At 64.6% G+C, this 21,278-nt stretch carries 28 protein-coding genes; 14 read left to right on the forward strand and 14 right to left on the reverse strand.

Features of this window, described 5'->3' with window-relative positions:
* Window positions 1-25: 25 nt before the first annotated feature.
* Together mnmE and T8S45_RS11775 are read right to left on the reverse strand one after the other, a co-directional pair.
* Window positions 26-1,300 carry a tRNA uridine-5-carboxymethylaminomethyl(34) synthesis GTPase MnmE gene (gene mnmE / locus T8S45_RS11770; protein ID WP_322293873.1) on the reverse strand — a complete coding sequence of 425 codons (1,275 nt, stop codon included), beginning with the start codon at window positions 1,298-1,300 and terminating at the stop codon, window positions 26-28.
* 13 nt (window positions 1,301-1,313) lie between these two features.
* Complete coding sequence (locus T8S45_RS11775) at window positions 1,314-1,583, reverse strand: DUF6489 family protein (RefSeq protein ID WP_188642915.1); 270 nt, start codon at window positions 1,581-1,583, stop codon at window positions 1,314-1,316.
* A gap of 94 nt (window positions 1,584-1,677) precedes the next feature.
* On the opposite strand from T8S45_RS11775, the gene T8S45_RS11780 reads away from it, so the two are divergent.
* Both T8S45_RS11780 and T8S45_RS11785 read left to right on the forward strand, forming a co-directional pair.
* A complete protein-coding gene (locus T8S45_RS11780; RefSeq protein ID WP_322293874.1) occupies window positions 1,678-2,373 on the forward strand; it encodes a dienelactone hydrolase family protein in 696 nt (231 codons plus the stop codon).
* Between the two features lie 4 nt (window positions 2,374-2,377).
* Window positions 2,378-3,958 (forward strand): FMN-binding glutamate synthase family protein, encoded by a 1,581-nt coding sequence (locus tag T8S45_RS11785; RefSeq protein WP_407654907.1) that lies wholly within the window; start codon window positions 2,378-2,380, stop codon window positions 3,956-3,958.
* 48 nt (window positions 3,959-4,006) lie between these two features.
* On the opposite strand, the gene T8S45_RS11790 is transcribed toward T8S45_RS11785, so the two are convergent.
* The 4 genes from T8S45_RS11790 to hemE all read right to left on the reverse strand — a co-directional run bounded on the left by T8S45_RS11790 (window position 4,007) and on the right by hemE (window position 7,387).
* Window positions 4,007-4,396 (reverse strand): BLUF domain-containing protein, encoded by a 390-nt coding sequence (locus tag T8S45_RS11790; RefSeq protein WP_322293875.1) that lies wholly within the window; start codon window positions 4,394-4,396, stop codon window positions 4,007-4,009.
* An 18-nt stretch (window positions 4,397-4,414) separates the two neighbouring features.
* On the reverse strand, window positions 4,415-5,680 hold the full coding sequence (gene rho, locus T8S45_RS11795; protein ID WP_188642919.1) for a transcription termination factor Rho: 1,266 nt from the start codon (window positions 5,678-5,680) through the stop codon (window positions 4,415-4,417).
* Between the two features lie 154 nt (window positions 5,681-5,834).
* The gene (locus T8S45_RS11800; protein WP_322293876.1) at window positions 5,835-6,287 is read right to left on the reverse strand and encodes a CopD family protein; all 453 of its coding nucleotides are present in this window, start codon (window positions 6,285-6,287) and stop codon (window positions 5,835-5,837) included.
* A gap of 71 nt (window positions 6,288-6,358) precedes the next feature.
* Window positions 6,359-7,387 carry a uroporphyrinogen decarboxylase gene (hemE, locus tag T8S45_RS11805; RefSeq protein WP_322293877.1) on the reverse strand — a complete coding sequence of 343 codons (1,029 nt, stop codon included), beginning with the start codon at window positions 7,385-7,387 and terminating at the stop codon, window positions 6,359-6,361.
* A 300-nt stretch (window positions 7,388-7,687) separates the two neighbouring features.
* Here hemE and T8S45_RS11810 point away from each other — a divergent pair, with 300 nt between their 5' ends.
* The 10 genes from T8S45_RS11810 (at window position 7,688) to T8S45_RS11855 (ending at window position 14,180) form a co-directional block, all read left to right on the forward strand.
* Complete coding sequence (locus T8S45_RS11810; protein ID WP_188642922.1) at window positions 7,688-8,539, forward strand: pyruvate, water dikinase regulatory protein; 852 nt, start codon at window positions 7,688-7,690, stop codon at window positions 8,537-8,539.
* Window positions 8,540-8,565: 26 nt separating this feature from the next.
* Window positions 8,566-9,153: a Maf family protein gene (locus T8S45_RS11815; RefSeq protein WP_322293878.1), complete on the forward strand. Its 588-nt coding sequence runs from the start codon at window positions 8,566-8,568 to the stop codon at window positions 9,151-9,153.
* On the forward strand, window positions 9,150-9,995 hold the full coding sequence (locus T8S45_RS11820; protein WP_322293879.1) for a shikimate dehydrogenase family protein: 846 nt from the start codon (window positions 9,150-9,152) through the stop codon (window positions 9,993-9,995). The genes T8S45_RS11815 and T8S45_RS11820 overlap by 4 nt, the downstream gene beginning before the upstream one ends.
* On the forward strand, window positions 9,992-10,585 hold the full coding sequence (gene coaE, locus T8S45_RS11825; protein ID WP_322293880.1) for a dephospho-CoA kinase: 594 nt from the start codon (window positions 9,992-9,994) through the stop codon (window positions 10,583-10,585). The genes T8S45_RS11820 and coaE overlap by 4 nt, the downstream gene beginning before the upstream one ends.
* 49 nt (window positions 10,586-10,634) lie before the next feature.
* Window positions 10,635-11,324 (forward strand): DNA polymerase III subunit epsilon, encoded by a 690-nt coding sequence (dnaQ, locus tag T8S45_RS11830; protein WP_188642926.1) that lies wholly within the window; start codon window positions 10,635-10,637, stop codon window positions 11,322-11,324.
* A 71-nt stretch (window positions 11,325-11,395) separates the two neighbouring features.
* The gene (hpf, locus tag T8S45_RS11835; RefSeq protein WP_188642927.1) at window positions 11,396-11,965 is read left to right on the forward strand and encodes a ribosome hibernation-promoting factor, HPF/YfiA family; all 570 of its coding nucleotides are present in this window, start codon (window positions 11,396-11,398) and stop codon (window positions 11,963-11,965) included.
* A 102-nt stretch (window positions 11,966-12,067) separates the two neighbouring features.
* Window positions 12,068-12,529 carry a PTS sugar transporter subunit IIA gene (locus T8S45_RS11840; RefSeq protein ID WP_188642928.1) on the forward strand — a complete coding sequence of 154 codons (462 nt, stop codon included), beginning with the start codon at window positions 12,068-12,070 and terminating at the stop codon, window positions 12,527-12,529.
* A complete protein-coding gene (locus T8S45_RS11845) occupies window positions 12,504-12,983 on the forward strand; it encodes a PaaI family thioesterase (RefSeq protein WP_322293881.1) in 480 nt (159 codons plus the stop codon). The genes T8S45_RS11840 and T8S45_RS11845 overlap by 26 nt, the downstream gene beginning before the upstream one ends.
* 5 nt (window positions 12,984-12,988) lie before the next feature.
* The gene (locus tag T8S45_RS11850; protein WP_322293882.1) at window positions 12,989-13,309 is read left to right on the forward strand and encodes a DUF1491 family protein; all 321 of its coding nucleotides are present in this window, start codon (window positions 12,989-12,991) and stop codon (window positions 13,307-13,309) included.
* 187 nt (window positions 13,310-13,496) lie between these two features.
* Window positions 13,497-14,180, forward strand: a complete 684-nt coding sequence (locus T8S45_RS11855; RefSeq protein WP_322293883.1) for a cell wall hydrolase — start codon at window positions 13,497-13,499, stop codon at window positions 14,178-14,180.
* A 63-nt stretch (window positions 14,181-14,243) separates the two neighbouring features.
* Here the strand turns inward: T8S45_RS11855 and T8S45_RS11860 are convergent, their stop codons facing one another.
* Genes T8S45_RS11860 through T8S45_RS11875 form a run of 4 tightly spaced genes read right to left on the reverse strand, consistent with a single transcriptional unit; the run spans window position 14,244 to window position 16,252 of the window.
* The gene (locus T8S45_RS11860) at window positions 14,244-14,561 is read right to left on the reverse strand and encodes a YkvA family protein (RefSeq protein WP_322293884.1); all 318 of its coding nucleotides are present in this window, start codon (window positions 14,559-14,561) and stop codon (window positions 14,244-14,246) included.
* A 50-nt stretch (window positions 14,562-14,611) separates the two neighbouring features.
* A complete protein-coding gene (gene xth / locus T8S45_RS11865; protein ID WP_322293885.1) occupies window positions 14,612-15,385 on the reverse strand; it encodes an exodeoxyribonuclease III in 774 nt (257 codons plus the stop codon).
* Window positions 15,386-15,443: 58 nt separating this feature from the next.
* Window positions 15,444-15,767, reverse strand: a complete 324-nt coding sequence (locus T8S45_RS11870; protein WP_322293886.1) for a HesB/IscA family protein — start codon at window positions 15,765-15,767, stop codon at window positions 15,444-15,446.
* 53 nt (window positions 15,768-15,820) lie between these two features.
* Complete coding sequence (locus T8S45_RS11875; protein WP_322293887.1) at window positions 15,821-16,252, reverse strand: CBS domain-containing protein; 432 nt, start codon at window positions 16,250-16,252, stop codon at window positions 15,821-15,823.
* 100 nt (window positions 16,253-16,352) lie between these two features.
* On the opposite strand from T8S45_RS11875, the gene T8S45_RS11880 reads away from it, so the two are divergent.
* The gene (locus tag T8S45_RS11880; protein WP_188642935.1) at window positions 16,353-16,655 is read left to right on the forward strand and encodes a hypothetical protein; all 303 of its coding nucleotides are present in this window, start codon (window positions 16,353-16,355) and stop codon (window positions 16,653-16,655) included.
* On the opposite strand, the gene T8S45_RS11885 is transcribed toward T8S45_RS11880, so the two are convergent.
* Genes T8S45_RS11885 through T8S45_RS11900 form a run of 4 tightly spaced genes read right to left on the reverse strand, consistent with a single transcriptional unit; the run spans window position 16,634 to window position 19,568 of the window.
* Complete coding sequence (locus T8S45_RS11885; RefSeq protein WP_188643209.1) at window positions 16,634-17,026, reverse strand: (2Fe-2S) ferredoxin domain-containing protein; 393 nt, start codon at window positions 17,024-17,026, stop codon at window positions 16,634-16,636. The two genes, T8S45_RS11880 and T8S45_RS11885, sit on opposite strands and share 22 nt — an antisense overlap.
* A gap of 7 nt (window positions 17,027-17,033) precedes the next feature.
* Window positions 17,034-17,468, reverse strand: coding sequence for a DUF2497 domain-containing protein (locus tag T8S45_RS11890; RefSeq protein ID WP_322293888.1), 435 nt, complete (start codon window positions 17,466-17,468; stop codon window positions 17,034-17,036).
* Window positions 17,469-17,508: 40 nt separating this feature from the next.
* Window positions 17,509-18,978 carry a TolC family outer membrane protein gene (locus T8S45_RS11895; RefSeq protein WP_188642937.1) on the reverse strand — a complete coding sequence of 490 codons (1,470 nt, stop codon included), beginning with the start codon at window positions 18,976-18,978 and terminating at the stop codon, window positions 17,509-17,511.
* Window positions 18,979-18,980: 2 nt separating this feature from the next.
* Window positions 18,981-19,568 (reverse strand): protein-L-isoaspartate O-methyltransferase family protein, encoded by a 588-nt coding sequence (locus tag T8S45_RS11900; protein WP_229658194.1) that lies wholly within the window; start codon window positions 19,566-19,568, stop codon window positions 18,981-18,983.
* A gap of 144 nt (window positions 19,569-19,712) precedes the next feature.
* Here T8S45_RS11900 and T8S45_RS11905 point away from each other — a divergent pair, with 144 nt between their 5' ends.
* On the forward strand, window positions 19,713-21,251 hold the full coding sequence (locus tag T8S45_RS11905; protein WP_188642938.1) for a fumarate hydratase: 1,539 nt from the start codon (window positions 19,713-19,715) through the stop codon (window positions 21,249-21,251).
* Window positions 21,252-21,278 lie beyond the last annotated feature (27 nt).

A 21,278-nucleotide genomic window follows, 5' to 3' on the forward strand; every position in this document is an offset into this window, starting at 1 on the left:
CAAAGGCGTTGTTCCACGTGGAACATCACTTGCCGATGCAGAAGCGGGAGAACAGCCGATCGAGCACGTCTTCACTGGAAGCGCGCCCGGTGAAACGGTCGAACGCAACCCGCGCCACACGAAGGTTCTCGGCAACGATCAGCATGTCGAGCCCATCATCGATCGCACGCAACGCATTCCTTGCCGGTTCGAGCGCGCTGCGCTGACGCTCGTTGAGCGCGGTCTCGTTGGGCTTCGGAAGCAGGTCGGCCGCCATTTCGACCAGCTTTCGCCGCAAGTCGTCGACCCCCTCGCCCGTGACCGCCGATACGCGCACGCGCCCGTCATCCGCCGAAGCCTGTACGAGGTCCGCCTTGGTCGCGATATCGATCACTCCCGCCGGTCCTGCGCCGGCCTCGCCGAGCCACAACACGATGTCCGCCTGGTCGAGCGCCTTGCGCGCCCGCTCGATCCCGATCGCCTCGATCGTGTCGTCGGTCGAATCTCGCAACCCGGCGGTATCGACCATGACGAAGGGCACGCCATCCCACGCGATCGGCCGTTCGAGCAAGTCGCGCGTGGTCCCTTCGATCGGTGTTGCAATGGCCGCCTCTTCATCCACTAACTTATTGAATAAGCTAGATTTACCCGCGTTCGGCGGCCCCGCCAGGGCAACCCTGATCCCTTCGCGCAAGCGCTCGCTCGACGGACGATCGAGCCACACGCCGATCTCGCCCGCCAGACCTGAAACGCTTTCAAAAAATTTGCGCGACAAGGAGGCCACGTCATCTTCGTCGCTGAAATCGAGCGCGGCCTCCACTTCGGCAGCGAGCAACAGCACGTCGTCGCGCCATCGTTCGACCTTGGCCGAGGCGGCGCCATCGGCCGCGCGCACTGCAACCCGACGCTGCAATTCGGTCTCGGCCGCCAACAGGTCACCCAGCGCCTCGGCTTCGGCGAGATCGATCCGGCCATTGGCGAAGGCGCGGCGGGTGAATTCCCCCGGTTCGGCGGCGCGGCATCCCGGCATCGCGCCGATCGCCGCCTCGACCGCGCGCACGACCGCGCGCCCGCCATGACAATGCAGTTCGAGGCAGTCATCGCCGGTCGCGCTGTTCGGGCCCGGGAACCAAAGTACCAGCGCCTGGTCGAGTAGCGCCCCCTCCCCGTCGCGCAGCGTGGCCACGCTGGCACGGCGAGGTTCGGGCATGCGTCCGGCGAGTGTTTTGATCACCGCACCGGCTTGCGGCCCGCTGACTCGCACGATCGCGATGGCCGCCGGCGGCGACCCGCTCGACAGCGCGTAGATCGTGTCGTCCATCACGCAGGCTGGATCAGTCGTCTTTCTTGGACGGTTTGGCCGGCTTCGCCCCGGCGGCACCCGCGGCCCCGGCCTCCACGAATTGCTGGAACATCTTCAGCCCCATCTGGCCCATCGGCGCGAGCTTGGTCGCGTATTCCTGCAATTGCTCGACATTGCCGACCCCCTTCATCGCCTTGGTCACGGCGTCGACATAGACGTCGTTGGCGGGCGAAACGTCGGGCAGGCCCATGAAAGTCCGCGCCTCTTCGGGCGTGCAGTCGATTTCGATATTCACTTTCATGCCGTGTTTCCCTCTATGGTCGGGAACAATGTGGCGCGCGGCGCGCATTTTGCAATGAAGAGGCCGACGAACGGCGCACAGGAGGGAGATCGACATGAGCGAGACAGTCCGCATCAAGCAGCTTGGCGGCGACGAGGAGTTCGGCGCCTATGTCGCGCGCCCCGACGGCGAGGCGAAGGCCGCGATCATCGTCATCCAGGAGATCTTCGGCGTCAATGCGGGGATCCGGCGCAAATGCGACCTGCTCGCCGAGGATGGCTATCTCGCGGTCGCGCCCGACCTGTTCTGGCCGCTCGAGCCGGGGATCGAGCTCGATCCCGATATCGAACCCGAATTCCAGAAGGCGCTCGACCTGATGGGCAAGTTCGACCAGGACCAGGGCGTCCGCGACATCGAGGCGACGATCAAATGGGCGCGCAACCAGGGTTGCGGGAAAGTCGGCGCGGTCGGCTACTGCCTCGGCGGACGGCTCGCCTTCATGACCGCGGCGCGCACCGACAGCGATGCGACGGTCGGCTATTACGCGGTCGGCGTCGACAATCTGCTGCGCGAGAAGCACGCGATCGCGCGCCCGCTGATGCTGCATATTCCGACAGAGGACGGCTTCGTCGACAAGGACACGCAAAAAGCCATGCATGACGGCCTCGACGACCATCCCAAGGTCACGCTCCACGATTACGAGGGCATGGATCACGGCTTCGCCACGCAATTCGGCAAGCGGCGTCACGACGAATGTGCCGATCTGGCCGATCGACGCACCAAGGAATTCTTCGCCGAGCATTTGGGCTAACCGCGTGACGGTTCCTTGGCGCTACATCATCCCGCCGGGGCTGACCGCAGCCGCGGCCGCGCTGGGATGGTTGTGGTGGCCTTCGCTCGTCTTCCTGTTGCCGCTGGTGGTGCTCGCCTGGGTCGATTTCTTCCAGTCCGAGCACACGCTGCGGCGCAATTACCCGCTGGTGGCGCGGACCCGCTGGGTGATGGAAGACCTGCGCCCCTTCGCACAGGCCTATATCGTCGAGGACGACCTCGAGGGGCGCCCCTTCAGCCACCAGGAACGTGCGCTCGTCTACGCGCGGGCGAAGGGAGATCTCGACTCGCACCCCTTCGGAACCGAGCTCGATGTATATTCGGAAGAGTATGAATGGCTGAGCCATTCGATCGTCCCGAGAACCGATGCCCCCGAATTCTGGCGCACCCGGATCGGCGGGCCGGATTGCTCCCAGCCCTACGATGCGGCGCTGCTCAACGTTTCGGCTATGAGCTTCGGTTCGCTGTCGGGTCGCGCGATCGAGGCGCTCAACCTCGGCGCGAAGATCGGCAGCTTCGCGCACAATACCGGCGAAGGCAGCATCTCGAAATATCACCGCAAGCACGGTGGCGACCTGATCTGGGAGATCGGCAGCGGCTATTTCGGCTGTCGGGCGCATGATGGCGGGTTCGATCCGGATCGATTCCGCGAGAATGCATCGGGCGAGCAGGTGAAGATGATCGAGGTCAAGCTGAGCCAAGGGGCCAAGCCCGGCCATGGCGGCGTGCTTCCCGGTGAAAAGGTGACCGCGGAGATCGCCGAGGCGCGCGGCGTGGAAATCGGCAAGACGGTGGTCTCCCCGGCCGCCCACTCGACCTTCTCGACCCCGATCGAGATGCTCGAATGGATCGCCGAATTGCGCGAGATGACGGGCGGGAAGCCGGTCGGGTTCAAGCTGTGCGTCGGCAAGCCCCACGAAGTCATGGCGATTGGCAAGGCCATGCTCGAAACTGGGATCACCCCCGATTTCATCACCGTCGACGGAGCCGAGGGAGGGACCGGCGCAGCGCCGCTCGAATTGTCGAACAGCGTCGGCATGCCGCTGCGCGAAGGCACGATCTGGGTGCGCAACATGCTGATTGGCACCGGGCTCAAGTCGCGCGTGAAGATCGCTACTGCCGGCAAGATCCATTCGGGCGCGCAAATGGCCAAGAGCTTCGCGATCGGCGCCGATTACTGCAACGCCGCGCGACCCTTCATGTTCGCGGCCGGCTGCGTCCAGTCGATGCAGTGCCACACCGGCAATTGCCCCACCGGCGTCGCCACCCAGACGCCCTGGCGGCAACGCGGGCTGGTGGTCGAGGACAAGGCCCCGCGGATCGCGCGCTTCCAGCGCCAGACACTCCACTCGCTGCGAGAAATTACGGTCGCAATGGGGCTCGAAAGCCCGTGGAACATGCGCCCGCGCGACATGCGCGAGCGGTTGAACGGCGCGAAATCTCTACCGATCGACCGGATTTACTTCTTTGCCGAGGAAGGCCAGCTGCTCGACGGGGCCGACAGCACCCCCCTCGCCGCCGCCTGGAACGCCGCAAGCGCCGATAGTTTCAGCTGTGGGGGTTAGGCGAGCGAGGTTATGCGGCCTCGCGATGGCGCCGCCGGCACCACCGCATCAACTGGCGAGGAATTCTTCGACCAGCGGCATGATCGTGGCGCGGGCGTCGGGCTGCTCGATCTTGTCGGCGATCTCGCGCAGGTGGCGTTCGGCATCGCTGACGTTGAAGCGCCGCATCCGCCAGCCATCGAACTCGCGCTGATTGGCGGCGGTGCGCTTTACCGTTCGGATCGAATGATGGCGCGGGTCGCGTTCGAGGGTCTGCATCAGCACCTCGAGCGAATCCGTTTCACCTTCGATCAGCTGAAGGAACCGGCCATCCTTGAAGATCAGGAAACCTGAAATATCCCGCTTCGCATTGTTGCGGGCCGAGGTTTCGACGATCTCGAAAACCTCGTCCCCGCTCAGTCTTCCGTTCGCTTCGCTGGTGTAGATCAGTCGTTCCATGGCCGCGCGCAGATGATCCTACTGGTTCATCGTCTCGAAGAAGTCCTCGTTGGTCTTGGAATCCTTCATCTTGTCGAGGAGAAATTCCATCGCGTCGACCGTGCCCATCTGCATGAGAATCCGGCGCAGGACCCACATCTTCGAAAGCTTGTCCTTCTCGACCAGCAGCTCTTCCTTGCGGGTGCCGGACTTGCCGACGTCGAGCGCCGGGAAGATGCGCTTGTCGGCGACCTTGCGATCGAGCACGATTTCCGAGTTACCGGTGCCCTTGAACTCTTCGAAGATGACCTCGTCCATGCGGCTGCCGGTGTCGATCAGCGCGGTGGCGATGATCGAGAGCGAGCCGCCTTCCTCGATGTTGCGCGCGGCGCCGAAGAAGCGCTTGGGGCGCTGGAGCGCGTTGGCGTCGACACCACCGGTCAATACCTTGCCCGAACTCGGCACGACCGTGTTGTAGGCGCGGCCGAGGCGGGTGATCGAGTCGAGCAGGATCACGACGTCCTTCTTGTGTTCGACCAGTCGCTTGGCCTTCTCGATCACCATTTCGGCGACCTGGACGTGGCGGTTGGCCGGCTCGTCGAAGGTCGAGGAGATGACTTCGCCTTTGACGCTGCGCTGCATGTCGGTGACTTCCTCGGGCCGCTCGTCGACGAGCAGCACCAGCAGGAAGACCTCGGGATGGTTGTCGGTGATCGCCTTGGCGATGTTCTGCAGCAGCACCGTCTTACCGGTGCGCGGCGGCGCGACGATCAGCGCGCGCTGGCCCTTGCCCTGCGGCGAGATGATATCGATCACCCGCGCGCTCTTGTCCTTCACTGTCGGATCGAGCGTATCCAGATTGAGCTTTTCTTCGGGATAGAGCGGCGTGAGGTTGTCGAAATTGGTGCGCGTGCGGACCTGGTCGGGATCCTCGTAATTGACGCTGGTGAGCTTGGTCAGCGCGAAATAGCGCTCGCCTTCGCGCGGCGCGCGGATCTCACCCTCGACCGTGTCGCCGGTACGCAGGCCCATCTTGCGGACCTGGTTGGGCGAAACGTAGATGTCATCGGGCCCGGCGAGGTAATTGGCCTCGGGGCTGCGCAGGAAGCCGAAACCGTCCTGCAGCACCTCGATCGTGCCGATCCCCATGATCTTGTCTTCGTAATCCTCGTCCTCGGCGAGTTCGCGCAGGATGCAGAACATCAGGTCCTGGCGCCGCATCGTTCCGGCGGCCTCGACCCCGAGTTCCTCGGCCATCGATACCAGTTCGGCGGGTGCTTTTGCTTTGAGGTCTTTGAGATGCATTTCGTGTGTCTTTTCGTGGGATTCTGTTGGGATGGCCGGGATGGTCTGAGGGCTTTGGGAAAGCGGACCCGGCGGCAAGCTGTTCGCTTGCGGCCTACCCGGTCGGTGTGTCGGATGTATGACGGGGCGGGTTTCCCGTCAATCGAATTGCGCGTCAGACGAGAACGCTGCGCAGGACGATCACCGTAACGACGATCAGGATCGTCGCGATCCCCGGCACTTCGTTGAGCAGTCGCAGCGTCTTTTCGCTCAGCGTCCGCTCACCGCGCGCCAGCTTCTTGGCATAGGCGGCGAGCCAGCCGTGATAGCCCGACAGCGCGAGTACCAACAGCAGCTTGAGATGGAACCAGCCCTGCACGAAGGCACCGGTGACCCAGGCGAGCGCGAGTCCGAAGACCCACACCGCAACGATCGACGGCGCGAGGATGATCTTGAGCAGGCGCCGCTCGCGCTCGATCCATTTTGCATTCTCGGCTGAATCCGCCGGGGCTTCCTGGTGGTAGACGAAGAAACGCGGCAGCATGAACAGCCCCGCGATCCAGAAGATCACGAAGGCGATGTGCCCGGCTTTCAGCCACAGATAGATCATCGCAAGGAATTCCTGCATGCGCGCTCAATAGACGGGTTGGGTTACCGCTTGATAGGGCAAATTTCGGATACGGTCGGTCAGCCCGGCCATCATCCGGGCCTCCATTCGCGGACCGCCGCGACGAGGCGTTCGACATGCTCGATCGGGGTGTGCCGGTCGATCCCGTGCCCTAGGTTGAAAACGTGCGGCCGCCCTGCCAGCGCATCGAGGATCGCCCGCGCACGTTGTTCGACCCGATCGCCGCCCTCGAGCAGCAATTGCGGATCGAAATTGCCCTGCACCGGCATCCCCTCGGGTAGTTCGCGGTGCGCCCAGTGCGGATCGACGGTCTCGTCGAGCCCGACCGCATTCACACAGGTCTCGCGCGCATAGGCAGGCAGTTTCGCACCGGCACCCTTGGGAAAGCCGATGATCGGGATATCCGGATGCAGCGCGCGGATCGCCTCGACGATCGCCACGGTCGGCGCGATCACCCAGCGCTCGAACTCGTCGGGTGCGAGACTGCCGCTCCACGAATCGAACAGTTGCAGCGCCCGCGCGCCCGCCTTCACCTGACCGTCGAGATAATGGACCGTGCTTTCGACGATCCGGTCGATGATCACCTGGAATCGGGCTGGGTCGCGATAGGCCAGCTGGCGCGCCGCGGCCTGTTCCTTCGAACCCTCGCCGTTCACCATGTAGGTCCCGACCGTCCACGGAGAGCCGGCGAACCCGATCAGCGCGGATTCCTCGGGCAGTTTCTGCGAAAGCAATGCGACCGTGCGCCAAACCGCCTCGTAATGCGTATTGTCCTCAACCAGCGAAGCGAGCTCCGCCTCGGCCAACCGGGGTGAGAGGTGCGGTCCTTCGCCGGCGAGGAATTCGAGCTTCTGGCCAAGCGCATGCGGCACGATCAGGATGTCCGAGAACAGGATCGCGCCGTCGAACCCAAACCGGCGGAGCGGCTGGAGCGTCACCTCGGCCGCCGCTTCGTGATCGTAGACGAGGTCGAGAAACCCGCCCTTTTCGGCACGCAAGGCGCGGTATTCGGGCAGGTAGCGACCGGCCTGTCGCATGAGCCACAAGGGGCGCGGGACCACGTTTTCGCCGCGCAGCGTTCGGATCAAAGCATTCGTCATCGAGAGAGAAAGACCAAATAATAATGAAATATGAAAGGGGATGTTGGAGTCTGTTGTCCTGTGGATAGCGGGGACGGCCGCGCCGTGCCTGAATCTTCCCCGCGCTTCCAGCGATTGTTGACGTCTCCGACTCCGCTGCGCGCCGCGTCAATCGGAATCTCCTCCCCGTTCTTCACAGGCTGTGCATGACGTTGCAGGCTGTCCAAAAATAGCCGGGCCGAATGACTCGATCCGGGTGCAATTCGGCGTGCCGGAATTGTCACCGGTGCTCTCCCGTGGTTTATCCTCGCATCTGTCCACATGGCCGAACCGCTTCACCTCCACCTGATCTCCGATTCGACCGGCGAGACGCTCGACATGCTCGCCAAGGCGGCGCTGGCGCAATTCGAGGGCGCGGCGATCGAATCCCATCTCTGGCCGCTGGTGCGCTCGCGGCAGGGACTCGAGCGGATCATGGCCGATGTCGCCGACAAGCCCGGCATCGTACTGTTCACCCTCGCCAGCCCAGACATCCGCACGGCGCTCGAAGAGCGCTGCCGTCTGCTGGGATTGAAAGCTGTCTCACCGCTCGATCCCGTCCTCTCGTCGCTCGGCGATACGCTGGGTCGGCAGGCCAAGGCGCGCCCCGGTCGCCAGCACACGATGGACGAGGCCTATTTCGATCGCGTCGACGCGATCCATTATACGATCGCGCATGATGACGGTCTGCTCAGCGAGGAATGGGAAGAGGCCGATATCGTGCTCGCGGGCGTGTCGCGCAGTTCGAAGACACCGACTTCGATCTACCTCGCCAATCGCGGTTACAAAACCGCCAATATCCCGCTGGTGATGGAAAGTCCGCCGCCCGACAGCCTGTTCCGGCTCAAGAACCCGCTGGTCGTCGGATTGACCACCGCCCCCAAACGCCTGATCGAAATCCGCCGCAACCGCCTGCTCACCCTGAACGAGCGCGAGCGAACCTCCTATATCGACGAGGAGCGCGTTAGCGAGGAGCTAAAATATGCCCGCCGCCTGTTTGCCGACAATGGCTGGCCGGTGATCGATGTCACCCGCCGTTCGATCGAGGAGACCGCCGCGGCGGTGATCCGCATCCTCCAGCAGCGCCGCGACGATAGCCGGCAGGGCGAATTGATCGCGCCGGGCCCGGCATGAACCGGGTCGATCGGGAGGGAGGCGCCATGTCATTGATCCTTGCTTCGGGCAGCGCCACGCGGCGTGCCATGCTCGACCAGTGCGGTGTCGCGCACGCGGTCGTCCCGGCGCAGGTCGACGAACGCGCACTCGAAGCCGGGCTCGGAGACGCCGAGCCGCACGCCATTGCACTGACCCTTGCCGAAGCGAAGGCGCTAGAAGTGTGCGACCGGCAACCGGAAGCATTGGTTCTGGGCGGAGATTCGGTGGTCACGGTTGCCGGCCGACGCTTCGACAAACCCGCCGACCGCGACGAAGCTGCCGAGCATCTTGCCTTCTTCTCGGGCCAAACGATCGAATTGTGGAGCGCTGCGGTGCTGGCGCGCGACGGCAAGATCGTCGAACGGGTAACCGACAAGGCCGAGCTGGCGGTGCGCAAGCTTTCGAACGAATTCATTGCCGCATACCTCGATGCCGAATGGCCCGAGGTCGGCTTCTCGGTCGGCGTGTTCAGGATAGAGGCGCTCGGCCCGCTGCTGTTTGACAGCGTGCAAGGCGACTATTTCACCATTCTCGGCATGCCGCTGATCGGCGTTCTGGGCGCATTGCGGCGACAGGGAGTGCTCGCGACATGATATATGCCGAAGTGATCGGGGATCCGATCACCCAGTCGAAATCGCCTGCCATCCACGCCCACTGGCTGGCCCGCTCGAACACGGAGGGTGAATATCGCGCGCATCACGTGGCGAGCGACGAACTGGCGAGCTATTTCGCGCTCCGCCGCGCCGATCCCGAGTGGCGCGGCTGCAACGTCACGATGCCGCACAAGCTTTCGGTCGCGGCGCATTGCGACCGGCTCGATCCGCTCGCCGAGGCGGTCGGTGCGGTGAACCTGGTGGTGCGCGAGGGCGATGAGCTGGTCGGCTACAATGTCGATGGGCCGGGCTTTCTCGAACCGCTGCGAGACCGGTTGGAGCAGTCGCACTTGTTCCGGATGGCGCGCCTGCTCGGCACGGGCGGCGCCGCGCGGGCGATCGCGCTGGCGCTGGCGCATGAAGGATTCACCCTCGTGGTCGCAGGCCGCGATCCGGGGAAATCGCTGCGCATGATCGAGGCGCTCGACCTGCCGGGCGAACATCATGCCGCGGCGCTCGGCCAATTCGCGCAGATCACCGATTTTCCCTTCGACGAGCGCGAAGGCTGCTGCGACCTTGTGATCAACACCACGCCGTTGGGGATGGAGGGCTTTCCCGACCTGCCCTTCGACACCAGCCATGCGCCTCCCGGAAGCGTGTTCTACGACATTGTCACCCACCCGATCGACACGCCCTTCCTGCGCGCGGCCCGCCGCGCCGGTTTCGAGGCGATCGACGGCCGCGCCATGTTGCTCGGCCAGGCGGCGCTGTCGTTCGAGAAACTGTTCGGCGAAGCGCCCGACCGCAGCGCGGACGACGCATTGCGCGAACTGCTCGTATGAGCGAACCACGCATCGTCGGCCTCACCGGTTCGATCGGGATGGGCAAGAGCACCGTCGCGGCCATGTTTGCCGAGGAAGGCGTGCCGGTCTTCGATGCCGACGCCGAGGTTCGCCGGATGCAGGGTCCGCAAGGTGCCCTGCTGCCTGCGATCGAAGATGCGTTTCCCGGCACCACCGGCCCTGCGGGCGTCGATCGCGAGAAACTCGGCGAAGCGGTTTTCGGCGATCCCGCGCAACTGGCGCGGCTCGAGGCGATCGTACACCCGGCGGTGGCGCAGGCGCGTGCGGAATTCCTGCAGGCGCACGAAGATGCGCCGCTGGTGCTGTTCGATATCCCGCTCCTGTTCGAGAAGGGTGGCCATGCGGGTGTCGATGCGATCGTGGTGGTCAGCGCCCCGTTCGAGACCCAGCGCGAGCGGGTACTCGCCCGCCCGGGCATGACGTCTGAAAAATTCGAGCGCATCCTGTCGCTCCAGGTGCCCGATGCCGAAAAGCGCGCGCGCGCCGATCATGTGATCGATACGGGTGTGGCGCTCGAGGAAACCCGCGCCGCGGTGGCGCAGGTCGTGCGCGCGCTGCGCGCGAAATAGCACCTCGCCTCCTTGTCAGCCGCGATTCTTGCTACGATATAGGAACCACATGCGTGAAATCGTCTTCGATACCGAAACGACCGGACTAGACCCGAAAACCGGCGACCGGATGGTCGAAATCGGTTGTGTCGAAATGATCAACAAGGTCGCGACCGGCGCGACCTATCACTGCTATTTCAATCCCGAACGCGACATGCCGCCCGAAGCCGAACGGGTGCACGGGCTGTCGGCGACCTTCCTCTCCGACAAGCCGCTGTTTCGCGACAAGGCCGCCGAATTGCTTTCCTTCCTCGGCGATGCGCCGTTGGTGGCACACAACGCCGGATTCGATTTCGGCTTCGTCGATTCCGAGCTGGTGCTGTGCGGTTACGACCCGCTCGAGCGCACACGCATGGTCGATACGGTCGCGTTGGCGAAGAAGAAGCATCCGGGAGCCAAGCTCTCGCTAGACGCGCTGTGCACCCGCTACGGGGTCGATCGCAGCCACCGCGTGAAACACGGGGCGCTGCTCGATGCCGAGCTCTTGGCGCAGGTCTATGTCGAACTCACCGGCGGGCGCCAGATAGGGCTCGAACTCGCGGCCGAAGTGGCGGTCGAGGTCGATCGACCCGAGCAATCGGTTCGACCCGCGCCGCGCGGCCCTCGTCGCGAACCGCGACCGCATTCGGCGAGCGACGCGGAACTCGCGGCGCACAGGGCGTTTCTGGAATTGATCGAATCGCCGCTCTGGAGCGGCTGACCCACCGCGATCGCGCATCGCCCAAGGCAGTCGGGCGCGGTCGTGCAAAGACTAGAACAGGAGAGCACCTCATGGATATTCGCGTTTCGGGCCACCAGGTCGATACCGGCGAAGCCCTCAAGACCCATGTCGAGGACCGGATGGGCGCGATATCCGAAAAGTTCTTCTCCCGCGCGATTTCGGCGCATGCAACTTTCGGCAAGGCCCCCGCCGGGGCATTTTCTGCCGATATCGTGATGCACGTGATGCAGGGGCTCACGGTCAAGGCTTCCGCCGAGGCGCACGATGCCCATCAGGCGTTCGAGCAGGCGGCCGAGAAGATCGAGAAACAGCTGCGGCGCTACAAGCGCCGGCTCAAGGATCGCCACGAACAGTCCGCCCATGCGGTTGCGCAGGAAGAGGCGTCCTACCGCGTGTTCGAGGCGATCGAGGAAGATGCAGAAGACGAGGAACTGGGCGATTCGCCGCCGATCGTTGCCGAAACTAGGGTCGACGTGCCCGAAGCGAGCGTTTCGGACGCGGTAATGATGCTCGACCTGCGCGATACCAACGCGCTGCTGTTCAAAAATGCTGGTACCGGTAACCATAATATGGTTTACCGCCGCCGCGACGGGACGATCGGATGGGTCGAACCGTCGTGATTGGCCGCATATTTACCTGACGTTACGGCCTGGCGTCGTATCTGGCGGCGCGCGGCAATTGCCGCCTCACCAATCGTATCTGGCAGATAGACGAACATCTCGATGGATCCCCATTTCACCCTGGAACCCGATGCCGTGCGCGTGACGCGGGTGGCAGACAAATCGGCTGCATTGCGCTTCCTGTCGGAAATCTGCGCCGAGACCTACGGTCTCGATGCGAAAGAGGTCGAAGCGTGCCTGCTTGAGCGCGAAGAGCTCGGCAGCACCGGGTTCGGCAATGGCGTCGCGCTCCCGCATGCGCGGATGGAAGGGATCAGCCGACCGATCGCCGCCCTGGTGCGGTTCGAGCACCCGATCGATTACGACGCGGCGGACGGCATGCCTGTCAACCTTGCCTGCGCGCTGCTCTCGCCCGCCAATGCGGGGGCGACCCACCTTCACGCTTTGGCGGCGCTCTCGCGGATGATGCGCGACGAGCATTTCCGCGAACAGCTTGCCGAGGCACCCGATGCCGAGGCGATGTACGGCCTCGTAGCCAATGGCCAAGATCGCAACGCCGCCTGATTCGCCCGAGGCCTCGCCCGGCGCGACGCATTGGCGCGGGCTCGAGGCGCTCTACGCCACCGCGCCGGTCAACGACCTGTTCGATTCGCGCCTCGAAATCGACGGGGAGGGTCGTTCGACGATCCACTTCACGGTCGAGGAGCGGCATTTCCATGCCGCCGGCGCAGCCCATGGCACACTCTATTTCAAGATGCTCGACGATGCGGCCTTCTACGCCGCGAACACGCTGGTATCGGACCGTTTCCTGCTGACCACCGCGTTCAACCTCCACTTCACCAAACCGATCCGCGCCGGCCGGGCGCGGGCCGAAGGGCGATGGGTCAGCGGACGGCGCCGGGTGCTGGTCGCCGAATCGCGTATCGTCGATGCCGAAGGCGAGGAAGTCGGCCGCGGGACGGGCACCTTCATGCGCTCGCACATCGCACTTTCGAGCCTCGACGGTTACGGGAAATAATAATCGTGGAAGACGACGCTCGAATTCCGGCGCATCTCGAAGTGGCGGGCTTGCGCCGCATGGTCGAAGCTGCCGGGGGATTTGCGACAATACTTAATCGTGGTGAACGCGACGCGGGAACAATTCTGGTCGTGTGCAGCGAAAATGGCGAAATAATCGGTCTTCACGAGCGCATGCCGCAGCTCGACGGCACGCGAAAATGGGAAGAAATCGTTAAAAAACAAGGCAATAACGGAGAATATATCCAGCGCCGCCGGAATCAGGACCCGGACCTCTGGATCGTGGAGTTGGATATCGCAAATGGTAAACGGTTTATCGACAATTAGGGAACCGATTACTTGACTTCGAGCAATATGGCGTAAATAGGGCGCTTACCCAAAACGCGCAGGCGGCATCGCATGGCAATCCGGCCAGGCGGGCTAGCACGCAGACGGGGGCCACCCGACAGGTCCGCCGCAACCAGGCATGTTTATTGCGCTCCCTCGCGCAGCCTGTTTGTGCAACCTGACCCGGATGTCCACCGCTCTTGGTTTGGACGGGATGACCCGCAAGCTTAAACGGACCGCGACGATTGCAACCGCGGTTTCGACCATAACGCTCCTGTTCGGCGCCAACGGTTCCAGCGCCTTTGCCCAGGATAACGATGCCCCGATCGCGCAGGCGGCGGTGCAGGTAGAGGAACCGACTCCTTCCGAAGCGATCGCTCCCGTCACCGTGGTGTCGGGCGAAGTGGTCCAGGAAATTCCCGCCGATTACGAAGAAGAGCAGCCCGAGATCGCGGACGCCTCTTCGCTTGGCGAACTCGTATCGCAGCAGCCGCACCTGACCGAGCTGTCGCGCGAGATGCAGTGCCTGGCAGGCGCGATCTATTTCGAATCGCGCGGCGAGCCGCTGGCCGGACAGCTGGCCGTGGGCCGGGTGATCGTCGGCCGTTCGAAATCGGGTCGCTTCCCCAATTCCTATTGCGGCGTGGTGTACCAGCGTTCGCAATTCAGCTTCGTGCGAGGCGGTCGCATGCCTTCGATCCGCTACGGCTCGAACGCGTGGAAGAAAGCCGTTGCGGTCGCCCAGATCGCGCATGAAGGCAGCTGGAAGAGCGAAGTCGACGGCGCGCTGTTCTTCCATGCCCGCTACGTCAATCCGCGCTGGCGCCTGACGCGCATGGCGCAGGTCGGCAATCACGTCTTCTATCGCTGATCGGGCGTTAGACCGATTCAACAGGGGGGCGTCGCCTGAAGAGGGCGGCGCCCCTTTTCGTTCCTAGGCCGTGAATCGCCACCACAGGAACACCAGGATCCCGGCCCAGATGGTCGCGACCACCAGGGCGGCGGCGCTGCTGACCGGCCGTTCGGTCCGGGCGGCGGCCTCTTCGCGGAGTTCGGCGGCCAGCGCCGGCGGGATGTGCTTGATCGCGAAGCCGATCGCCAGCGGCAGGATCACCAGATCGTCGAGCAGGCCGAGGACCGGAATGAAGTCGGGAATCAGGTCGATCGGGCTGAAGGCGTAGGCGGCGGCAAACCCCGCCACCAATTTCGCCATGATCGGCGTCCGCGGATCGCGCGCGGCGAGCCACAGCATTAGGGTTTCGCGCTTGAGGGCCCTCGCCCACTCGCGCAGTCGCGCGAGCATCAGGCGACGAGCCGGACCCAGACGGGGGTGTGATCGCTCGCCTTTTCGCGTCCGCGATACTCCTTGTCGACGCCTGCCGCCTCGAGCCGATCGGCAGTCTCGGGCGAAAGCAGCAGGTGGTCGATCCGGAAACCGTGATCGCGTTGCCAGGCGCCCGCCTGATAGTCCCAATAGGTCCACACGTGTCCGCGCGGGTTCATCCGGCGCAGCGCATCGGTCCACCCGTCGGAAAGCAGTCGCTGGTACGCATCGCGCGATTCGGGTTGCATCAGCGCGTCCTTCGCCATGCGCGCCGGGTCGAACACGTCGTCGTCATGCGGAATGACGTTGAAGTCGCCGCAAACGACCGCGGGCACTTCCTCGGCCCAGATCTCGGCCATGCGGTGGCGCAGCCGCTCCATCCATTTGAGCTTGTATTCGAACTTCGGGCCCGGATGCGGGTTGCCGTTGGGCAGGTAGAGCCCGGCGATCCGCACGCCCTTGTAATCGGCCTCGATGTAACGCGACTGATCGTCCTCGGGGTCGCCATGGAGCCCGCGTGTCACCTCGACCGGCTTCTGGCCCTTGCCCAGGATCGCGACCCCGTTGAAGCCCTTCTGGCCGAGCCAGATCGCTTCGTAGCCGATGTCCTGGAAATCCTTTTCGGGGAAGACGTCGTCGGCCGCCTTCAGCTCCTGCAGGCAGACCACATCGGGTTGTGTCTCCTCGAGCCATTCGATGAGGCGTGGGAGCCGCGCGCGGATTCCGTTGATGTTGAAGGTCGCGATTTTCATGCGCGCGTTGTGTGGCGTGTCGACGCGCTTGGCAAGCGAGGCCTGCGCCTGAAAACCGCTAAATTCCGAAGCTGGATCCGCAGCCGCACCCAGCGGCCGCTTGAGGATTCTCGACGCGGAAGGCGGCACCGCCCAGCGATTCGACGAAATCGACCGTGCTGCCCGCGACAAGCTCGAGACTGACCGGGTCGATCACCAGCTTCACGCCGTCGCGTTCGGAGGTGACGTCGTCACCCTCGGGCTCGCCGAGTTCGAACTTGTACTGGAAGCCCGAGCACCCGCCGCCTTCGACCGACAGGCGCAGGATCGGCGCGCGGCCCTGCCTGGTCGCGATCTGGCCGACGCGCGCGGCGGCGCTGGGTGTAAGGGTGGGTACTTGCATGGTCGCTTCGATATGGGGCGGAACGCGCGGCTTGCAATCCGCGGTGGAAATTCTCAGGCGGACTGTATGTAGGTGCGCATCGCCTCGGCCTCGCTCTGGACCTCGCCGATTTTCGATTTCACCAGGTCGCCGATCGAGATGAATCCGCACAATTCGCCGTTTGCGATAACCGGCAGGTGGCGCACCCGGCGGCGGGTCATCAGCGCCTGCGCTTCGTCGACCGTCGTTTCGGGGGTGACCGTGATCGCCGGCGAGCTCATGACTTCGGCAACGGGGCGATCGAGGCACAGCGCGCCTTCTTCGGCAAGACGGTAGATCACGTCGCGTTCCGAGAATACGCCCTTCACCCCATCGGGTCCGAGCACCGGCATGGCGCCAATGCGCTTTCCCGCAAGCTTTTTGACCGCATCCCGGACGCTGTCTGCCGCGGTGCAGCTGATCACATCGTCGACCGAACGGTCCGCGAGCAGGTGGCTTATCTGCATATTTCTCTCCCTAGGAAGGCGACCATAATGCCATGGCGTGCGGCGATTGGCGAATCGTCTTCCCTTGCGCGGCGGCGGGTGAATCCGCACAACGCGCGCCATGACTCGCCGCTCTCCGCTCGAAGATACCGAAACCGCCGCCTATGCCTGGGCGCGATACCGCCTGATGATGAAGCGGCTGGGGCTTTTGACCGCCGCGATCGTCGCCCTTGCGCTGGCCGCATTGTGGAAGACCGGCAGCGCCGAATCGCTGCATTTCTACATTGCGACGGCGATCGCGATCGCCGGAGTCATGCTGCTCACCGGAGCGCTTATGGGGCTGGTTTTCCTGTCGGCGGGCACGGGGCATGACGAGGCGGTGGAGGACCGTCTCGAAAACCCTCACGACGACGAAGAGGACTGATCAGCGCCCGGTTCGCGGAGGCGGTGGCGCTCGACCGGCCGGCCGCCGATCAGGTGCTCCTGGATGATGTCCTCGAGGACCTTCTCGGTGCAGCGGCGGTACCAGGTGCCGTCGGGCCACACGACTGCGATCGGGCCGTCGGCGCAGATCGTCAGGCAATCGGCCTTGGTCCGCATCGTTCCGCCGTTTCCGGTCAGCCCGAGCTGCTTCATCCGCTTCTTGAGATAGGACCACGCGGCTTTCCCGGTCGCGCGATCGCAGCATTTCTGCTTCTCGCTCACCGCGCACAGGAAGATGTGGCGCCGGATTCCGTCGCCGCCAGCCTTGGCATAGGCATTGCGCGCCTTGTCGGACTCGGAACGCCTGGGAATGGCGGGCTCAGCCCTTCTTGCCGACGATCCGGCGGATTTCTTCGGCCACGAGCCGTTCGACCATGCCGGGAAGGTTGTCGTCGAGCCATTGCGCCAGCATCGGGCGAAGCATCTCGCGTACGAGGGCCTCGACCGAAGTTTCGCCCTGCCGGACGATCTGCGGCTTGGCGCGCGGCTCGCTCATCATGGTGAGCGCCGCGAGCGATTCGCGCATCGATTCGACCGCGGCCTCGTTGACCAGCGTGTCGTCGACCTCGGTTTCGCCCAAATCGTCTTCGATGAACTCGCCCGCTTCACCGAGATCGAGCACTTCCTCGGCTTCGTCCGGGATGGCGGGCTCGGGAGCGCGGCGCCGCGACGCACCTACGCGCTGGTCGCTGGCGATCACCTTCTTGATCGATGCGAGGATGTCCTCGACCGACGGTTCGTTTTCCTGGCGCATTGTTCGGACCCCCGTTGCGGGCCGAAACGACCCATCCGATTCACATATCGGGGGAGATTTCACCCGTTTGTGCGGTCGTGTCAACGGTGCTCGTGCTCTGCACCTCGGGGTCTGCGGCGCGATCCCAGTCCCACCAGCTGTCCGCGGCACGCTCGAAATTGAGGTCCGGATCGTAGAGCGGACCGCCGACATCGAGGTTCAGGTCGCGCGCCTCGGCGCGGCCCATTGCGGCGAGCAGCGAGAAGCCGGCAACGTAGGCGTTGCGCCGCGCAGTGACGAGCTGGACGCGCGCATTGAGCAATTCCTGCTGCGCATTGAGGATGTCGAGCACGGTGCGGTTGCCGACGCTGTTTTCGGCGCGCACGCCCTCGAGCCCGAGCTCGGCGGCTTCGACCGCCACCTGCGTTTCCTCGACGATCGACGTCGCGGCGCGCCAGCTCGCGAAGGCCGCGCGAACCTGCTGCACGACGCTGCGTTCGACCGCGATTTCGCGCTCGAGGGTGGCGGCGGCGCGGGCCTGGGCCTGGCGTTCGAATGCGGCGACACGCCCGCCATTGTAGAGCGGGACGGTGGCACGCAGGCCGGCGGTGGCGCTGGTCTGTTCCTGCTCGAACACCGCGCCGGGGACGACCACGCCCCCGCCGAGCGTGCCGAGATAGTTGTCGTACCCGCCGTTCACGAAGGCCTCGAGCCGCGGCAGGCGGCCGGCGCCGGCGACATCGATGTCGATCCCGGCGGCGCGCGCGCGCTCGCGGGCGGCAATCACGTCGGGATTGGACTGCAATGCGACGTCGACGGCCTCGTTGACGTCCTCGGGCAAGTTGGGGAGCGGAGGCGGCGGCTGCAGATCGGTCGGCGCCTCGCCGACGAGCTGGATATAGCGCTCGCGCGCGCCGATCAGGTTCGACTGGGCACTGCGCAGATCGCCGCGGGCGAGCGCGAGCCGCGATTGCGATTGCGCGACGTCGGTGCGGGTGAGGTCACCGATTTCGAACCGGTCGCTGGTGGCCTCGAGATTCACCGACAGCACGTCGACATTGTTGAGCGAGAGCGCGGTGATCGCCTCGTTCTGGATGACGTCCATATAGGCGGCGACGACCTGGGTGAAGAGATCGCTTTCGGTGCCGCGAAGGTCAGCTTGGCCGGCCTCGACCCGGGTCTCCGCCGCGCGGATCGCGTTCCGGGTTGCGCCGCCGGTATAAAGCGGGACGCCGAGCTGGATATCGGCGCCGACCGCGCGCGAGGGGGTGGTGAGGCTATTCGAGCTCGGCTTGAGGAATTCGAGGTAATCGGCCGTCGCATTGACCGACGGACGGCCGTCGGCGCGTTCGATCGCGACGTTCTCGTCGACCGCGCGCTGGTCCGCCCGGGCGGCGAGCAGCGTCGGATTGTTGAGATAGGCCTGGGCGAGGGCTTCGCGCAGCGTATCGGCCTGCACCGGCGTGGCCGCCGCGACGACGACCGGCGCCGCCGACAACAGGAACAGCTTGGCGAGACCCCCTCGAACCATCCTTAGAAACTCCATTCCTCATGCGCGGCGAATTCGGGCATTACCGGCACGCCCATCTCGGCGAGCGGAAGCAGCGAGACTTCACCGCCATAGACACGGCCTGCGGCAATCCGCGTCACGCCGCGGGTGACGGTGCCGGTGAAGATCCGCCCGCCTTCGGCGACGCGCTTGACCAACGGCTTGGGAAAATCCTCGACCGCGCCGTCGACCAGCACGACGTCGAACTCGCCCTTGCCGCGCTTGGCGGCGTCTTCGGGCGAGATCGTGGTAACCTCGCCGCCCATCGCCTCGGCCAAGGCGGCGAGGTAGCCGGGTCCGCTATCGACCACGAGCACGCGCTCGCCGTCGCGGATATCGGCTTCCTGCAGCATGCGACCATGGAACAACGGTGCGGGCAGCGCACGGCCATTGCCCAGTGGCACGGCGCGATCGGCATAAGCCTGCGCAGCGCGGCTTTCGGGCACCATGTCCTCGCGCGCGACCTGGAGCATCGCCGCCAGCGTGCGCGGATCGTTGACGCCGCTGGTGCGCAGCTGGCTGTCGATCATCGCCCGGCGGGCCTTGGGGAAATCGGGAGCGGTCTCGGTCATAAATCCTCTGCGGGGTGTATTAGACACATAAAACAGTTCGTGTAAACCCGCTTTACGGTGTCCACCGCCGTCGGGAAAGCGCTTTGACGGACAATAGGGCGTGCGCCTATGGCGCATCCGCCAGCAGCAAAGGGATTTCGACGAATGGCCGAGATGACGCCGGAAGCAGTAATCATTCGCGAGCAGGACCTGATCGACAGCGTCGCCGATGCGCTGCAATATATCTCTTACTACCACCCGATGGATTACATCGAGGCGCTGGGCGAGGCCTACAAGGCGGAACAGGGCCCGGCAGCGAAGGATGCGATCGCGCAGATCCTTACCAACAGCCGGATGTGCGCCGAAGGTCACCGGCCGATCTGCCAGGACACCGGCATCGTCAACGTGTTCGTCAAATGGGGCCAGAACTGCCGGCTCGAATCCGCCCTGAGCCTGCAGGAAGTCGTCGATGAGGGCGTCCGCCGCGCCTACAACCACCCCGAAAACAAGCTGCGCGCCTCGATCCTGGCCGACCCGGCTTTCACCCGCCGCAACACCAAGGACAACACGCCCTGCGTGCTGTCGGTCGAAATGGTACCGGGCGACAAGGTCGAGATCGACGTTGCGGCCAAGGGCGGTGGCAGCGAGAACAAGTCCAAGTTCAAGATGATGAACCCCAGCGACAACATCGTCGATTGGGTGCTCGAGCAAATCCCCTCGATGGGCGCAGGCTGGTGCCCGCCGGGCATGCTAGGCATCGGCATTGGCGGTACGGCCGAACAGTGTCTCAAGCTCGCCAAGCAGAGCCTGATGGACCCGATCGACATGGCGCAGCTGAAGGCGCGGGGGCCCGAAACCGATATCGAGCGGCTGCGGATCGAGATTTTCGACGCGGTCAACGCGACCGGCGTCGGGGCGCAGGGGCTCGGCGGCCTCTCGACGATCCTCGACGTCAAGATCCTCGACTGGCCGTGCCATGCGGCGGGCAAGCCGGTCGGGATGATCCCCAATTGCGCGGCGACCCGGCACGCGCATTTCACGCTCGACGGGTCTGGGCCAAGCTTTATCGATCCGCCCGATCTCGATCGTTGGCCCAAGGTCCAGTGGGCACCCGACAGCGCGGCCAAGCGGGTCGATCTCGACAATCTCACGCCCGAGGAGGTCGCGAGCTGGAAGGCGGGCGACCGCCTGCTCCTGAACGGAGCGATGCTCACCGGTCGCGATGCCGCGCACAAGCGCATCCAGGACATGCTCGACAAGGGCGAGGAGCTGCCGGTCGAGTTCAAGGGCCGCGCGATCTATTATGTCGGACCGGTCGATCCGGTGATGGGCGAGGTCGTCGGACCTGCCGGGCCGACCACCGCCACGCGGATGGACAAGTTCACCGAAATGATGCTCGATCTCGGCCTGCTGGCGATGATCGGCAAGGCCGAACGCGGGCACGACGCGGTCGAGGTCATCAGCCGCTTCAAGGTCGCCTATCTGATGGCGGTCGGCGGCGCGGCCTACCTCGTCAGCCGCGCGATCCGCGAATCGAAGGTCGTCGCATTCGAGGATCTCGGGATGGAGGCGATCTACGAGTTCACGGTGAAGGATATGCCGGTCACCGTGGCCGTCGACAGCGAAGGTACCAATGTCCACAAGCAGGCGCCCGAAGAATGGAGCCGCAGAATCGCCGAGGAAGGGCTCCTGCCGACAAAATAGGCGGGATTGGTCGATAAACCGCCGCCA

It is taken from the genome of Pseudoblastomonas marina, from assembly GCF_034374265.1.
Lineage (GTDB): Bacteria > Pseudomonadota > Alphaproteobacteria > Sphingomonadales > Sphingomonadaceae > Alteriqipengyuania_A > Alteriqipengyuania_A marina.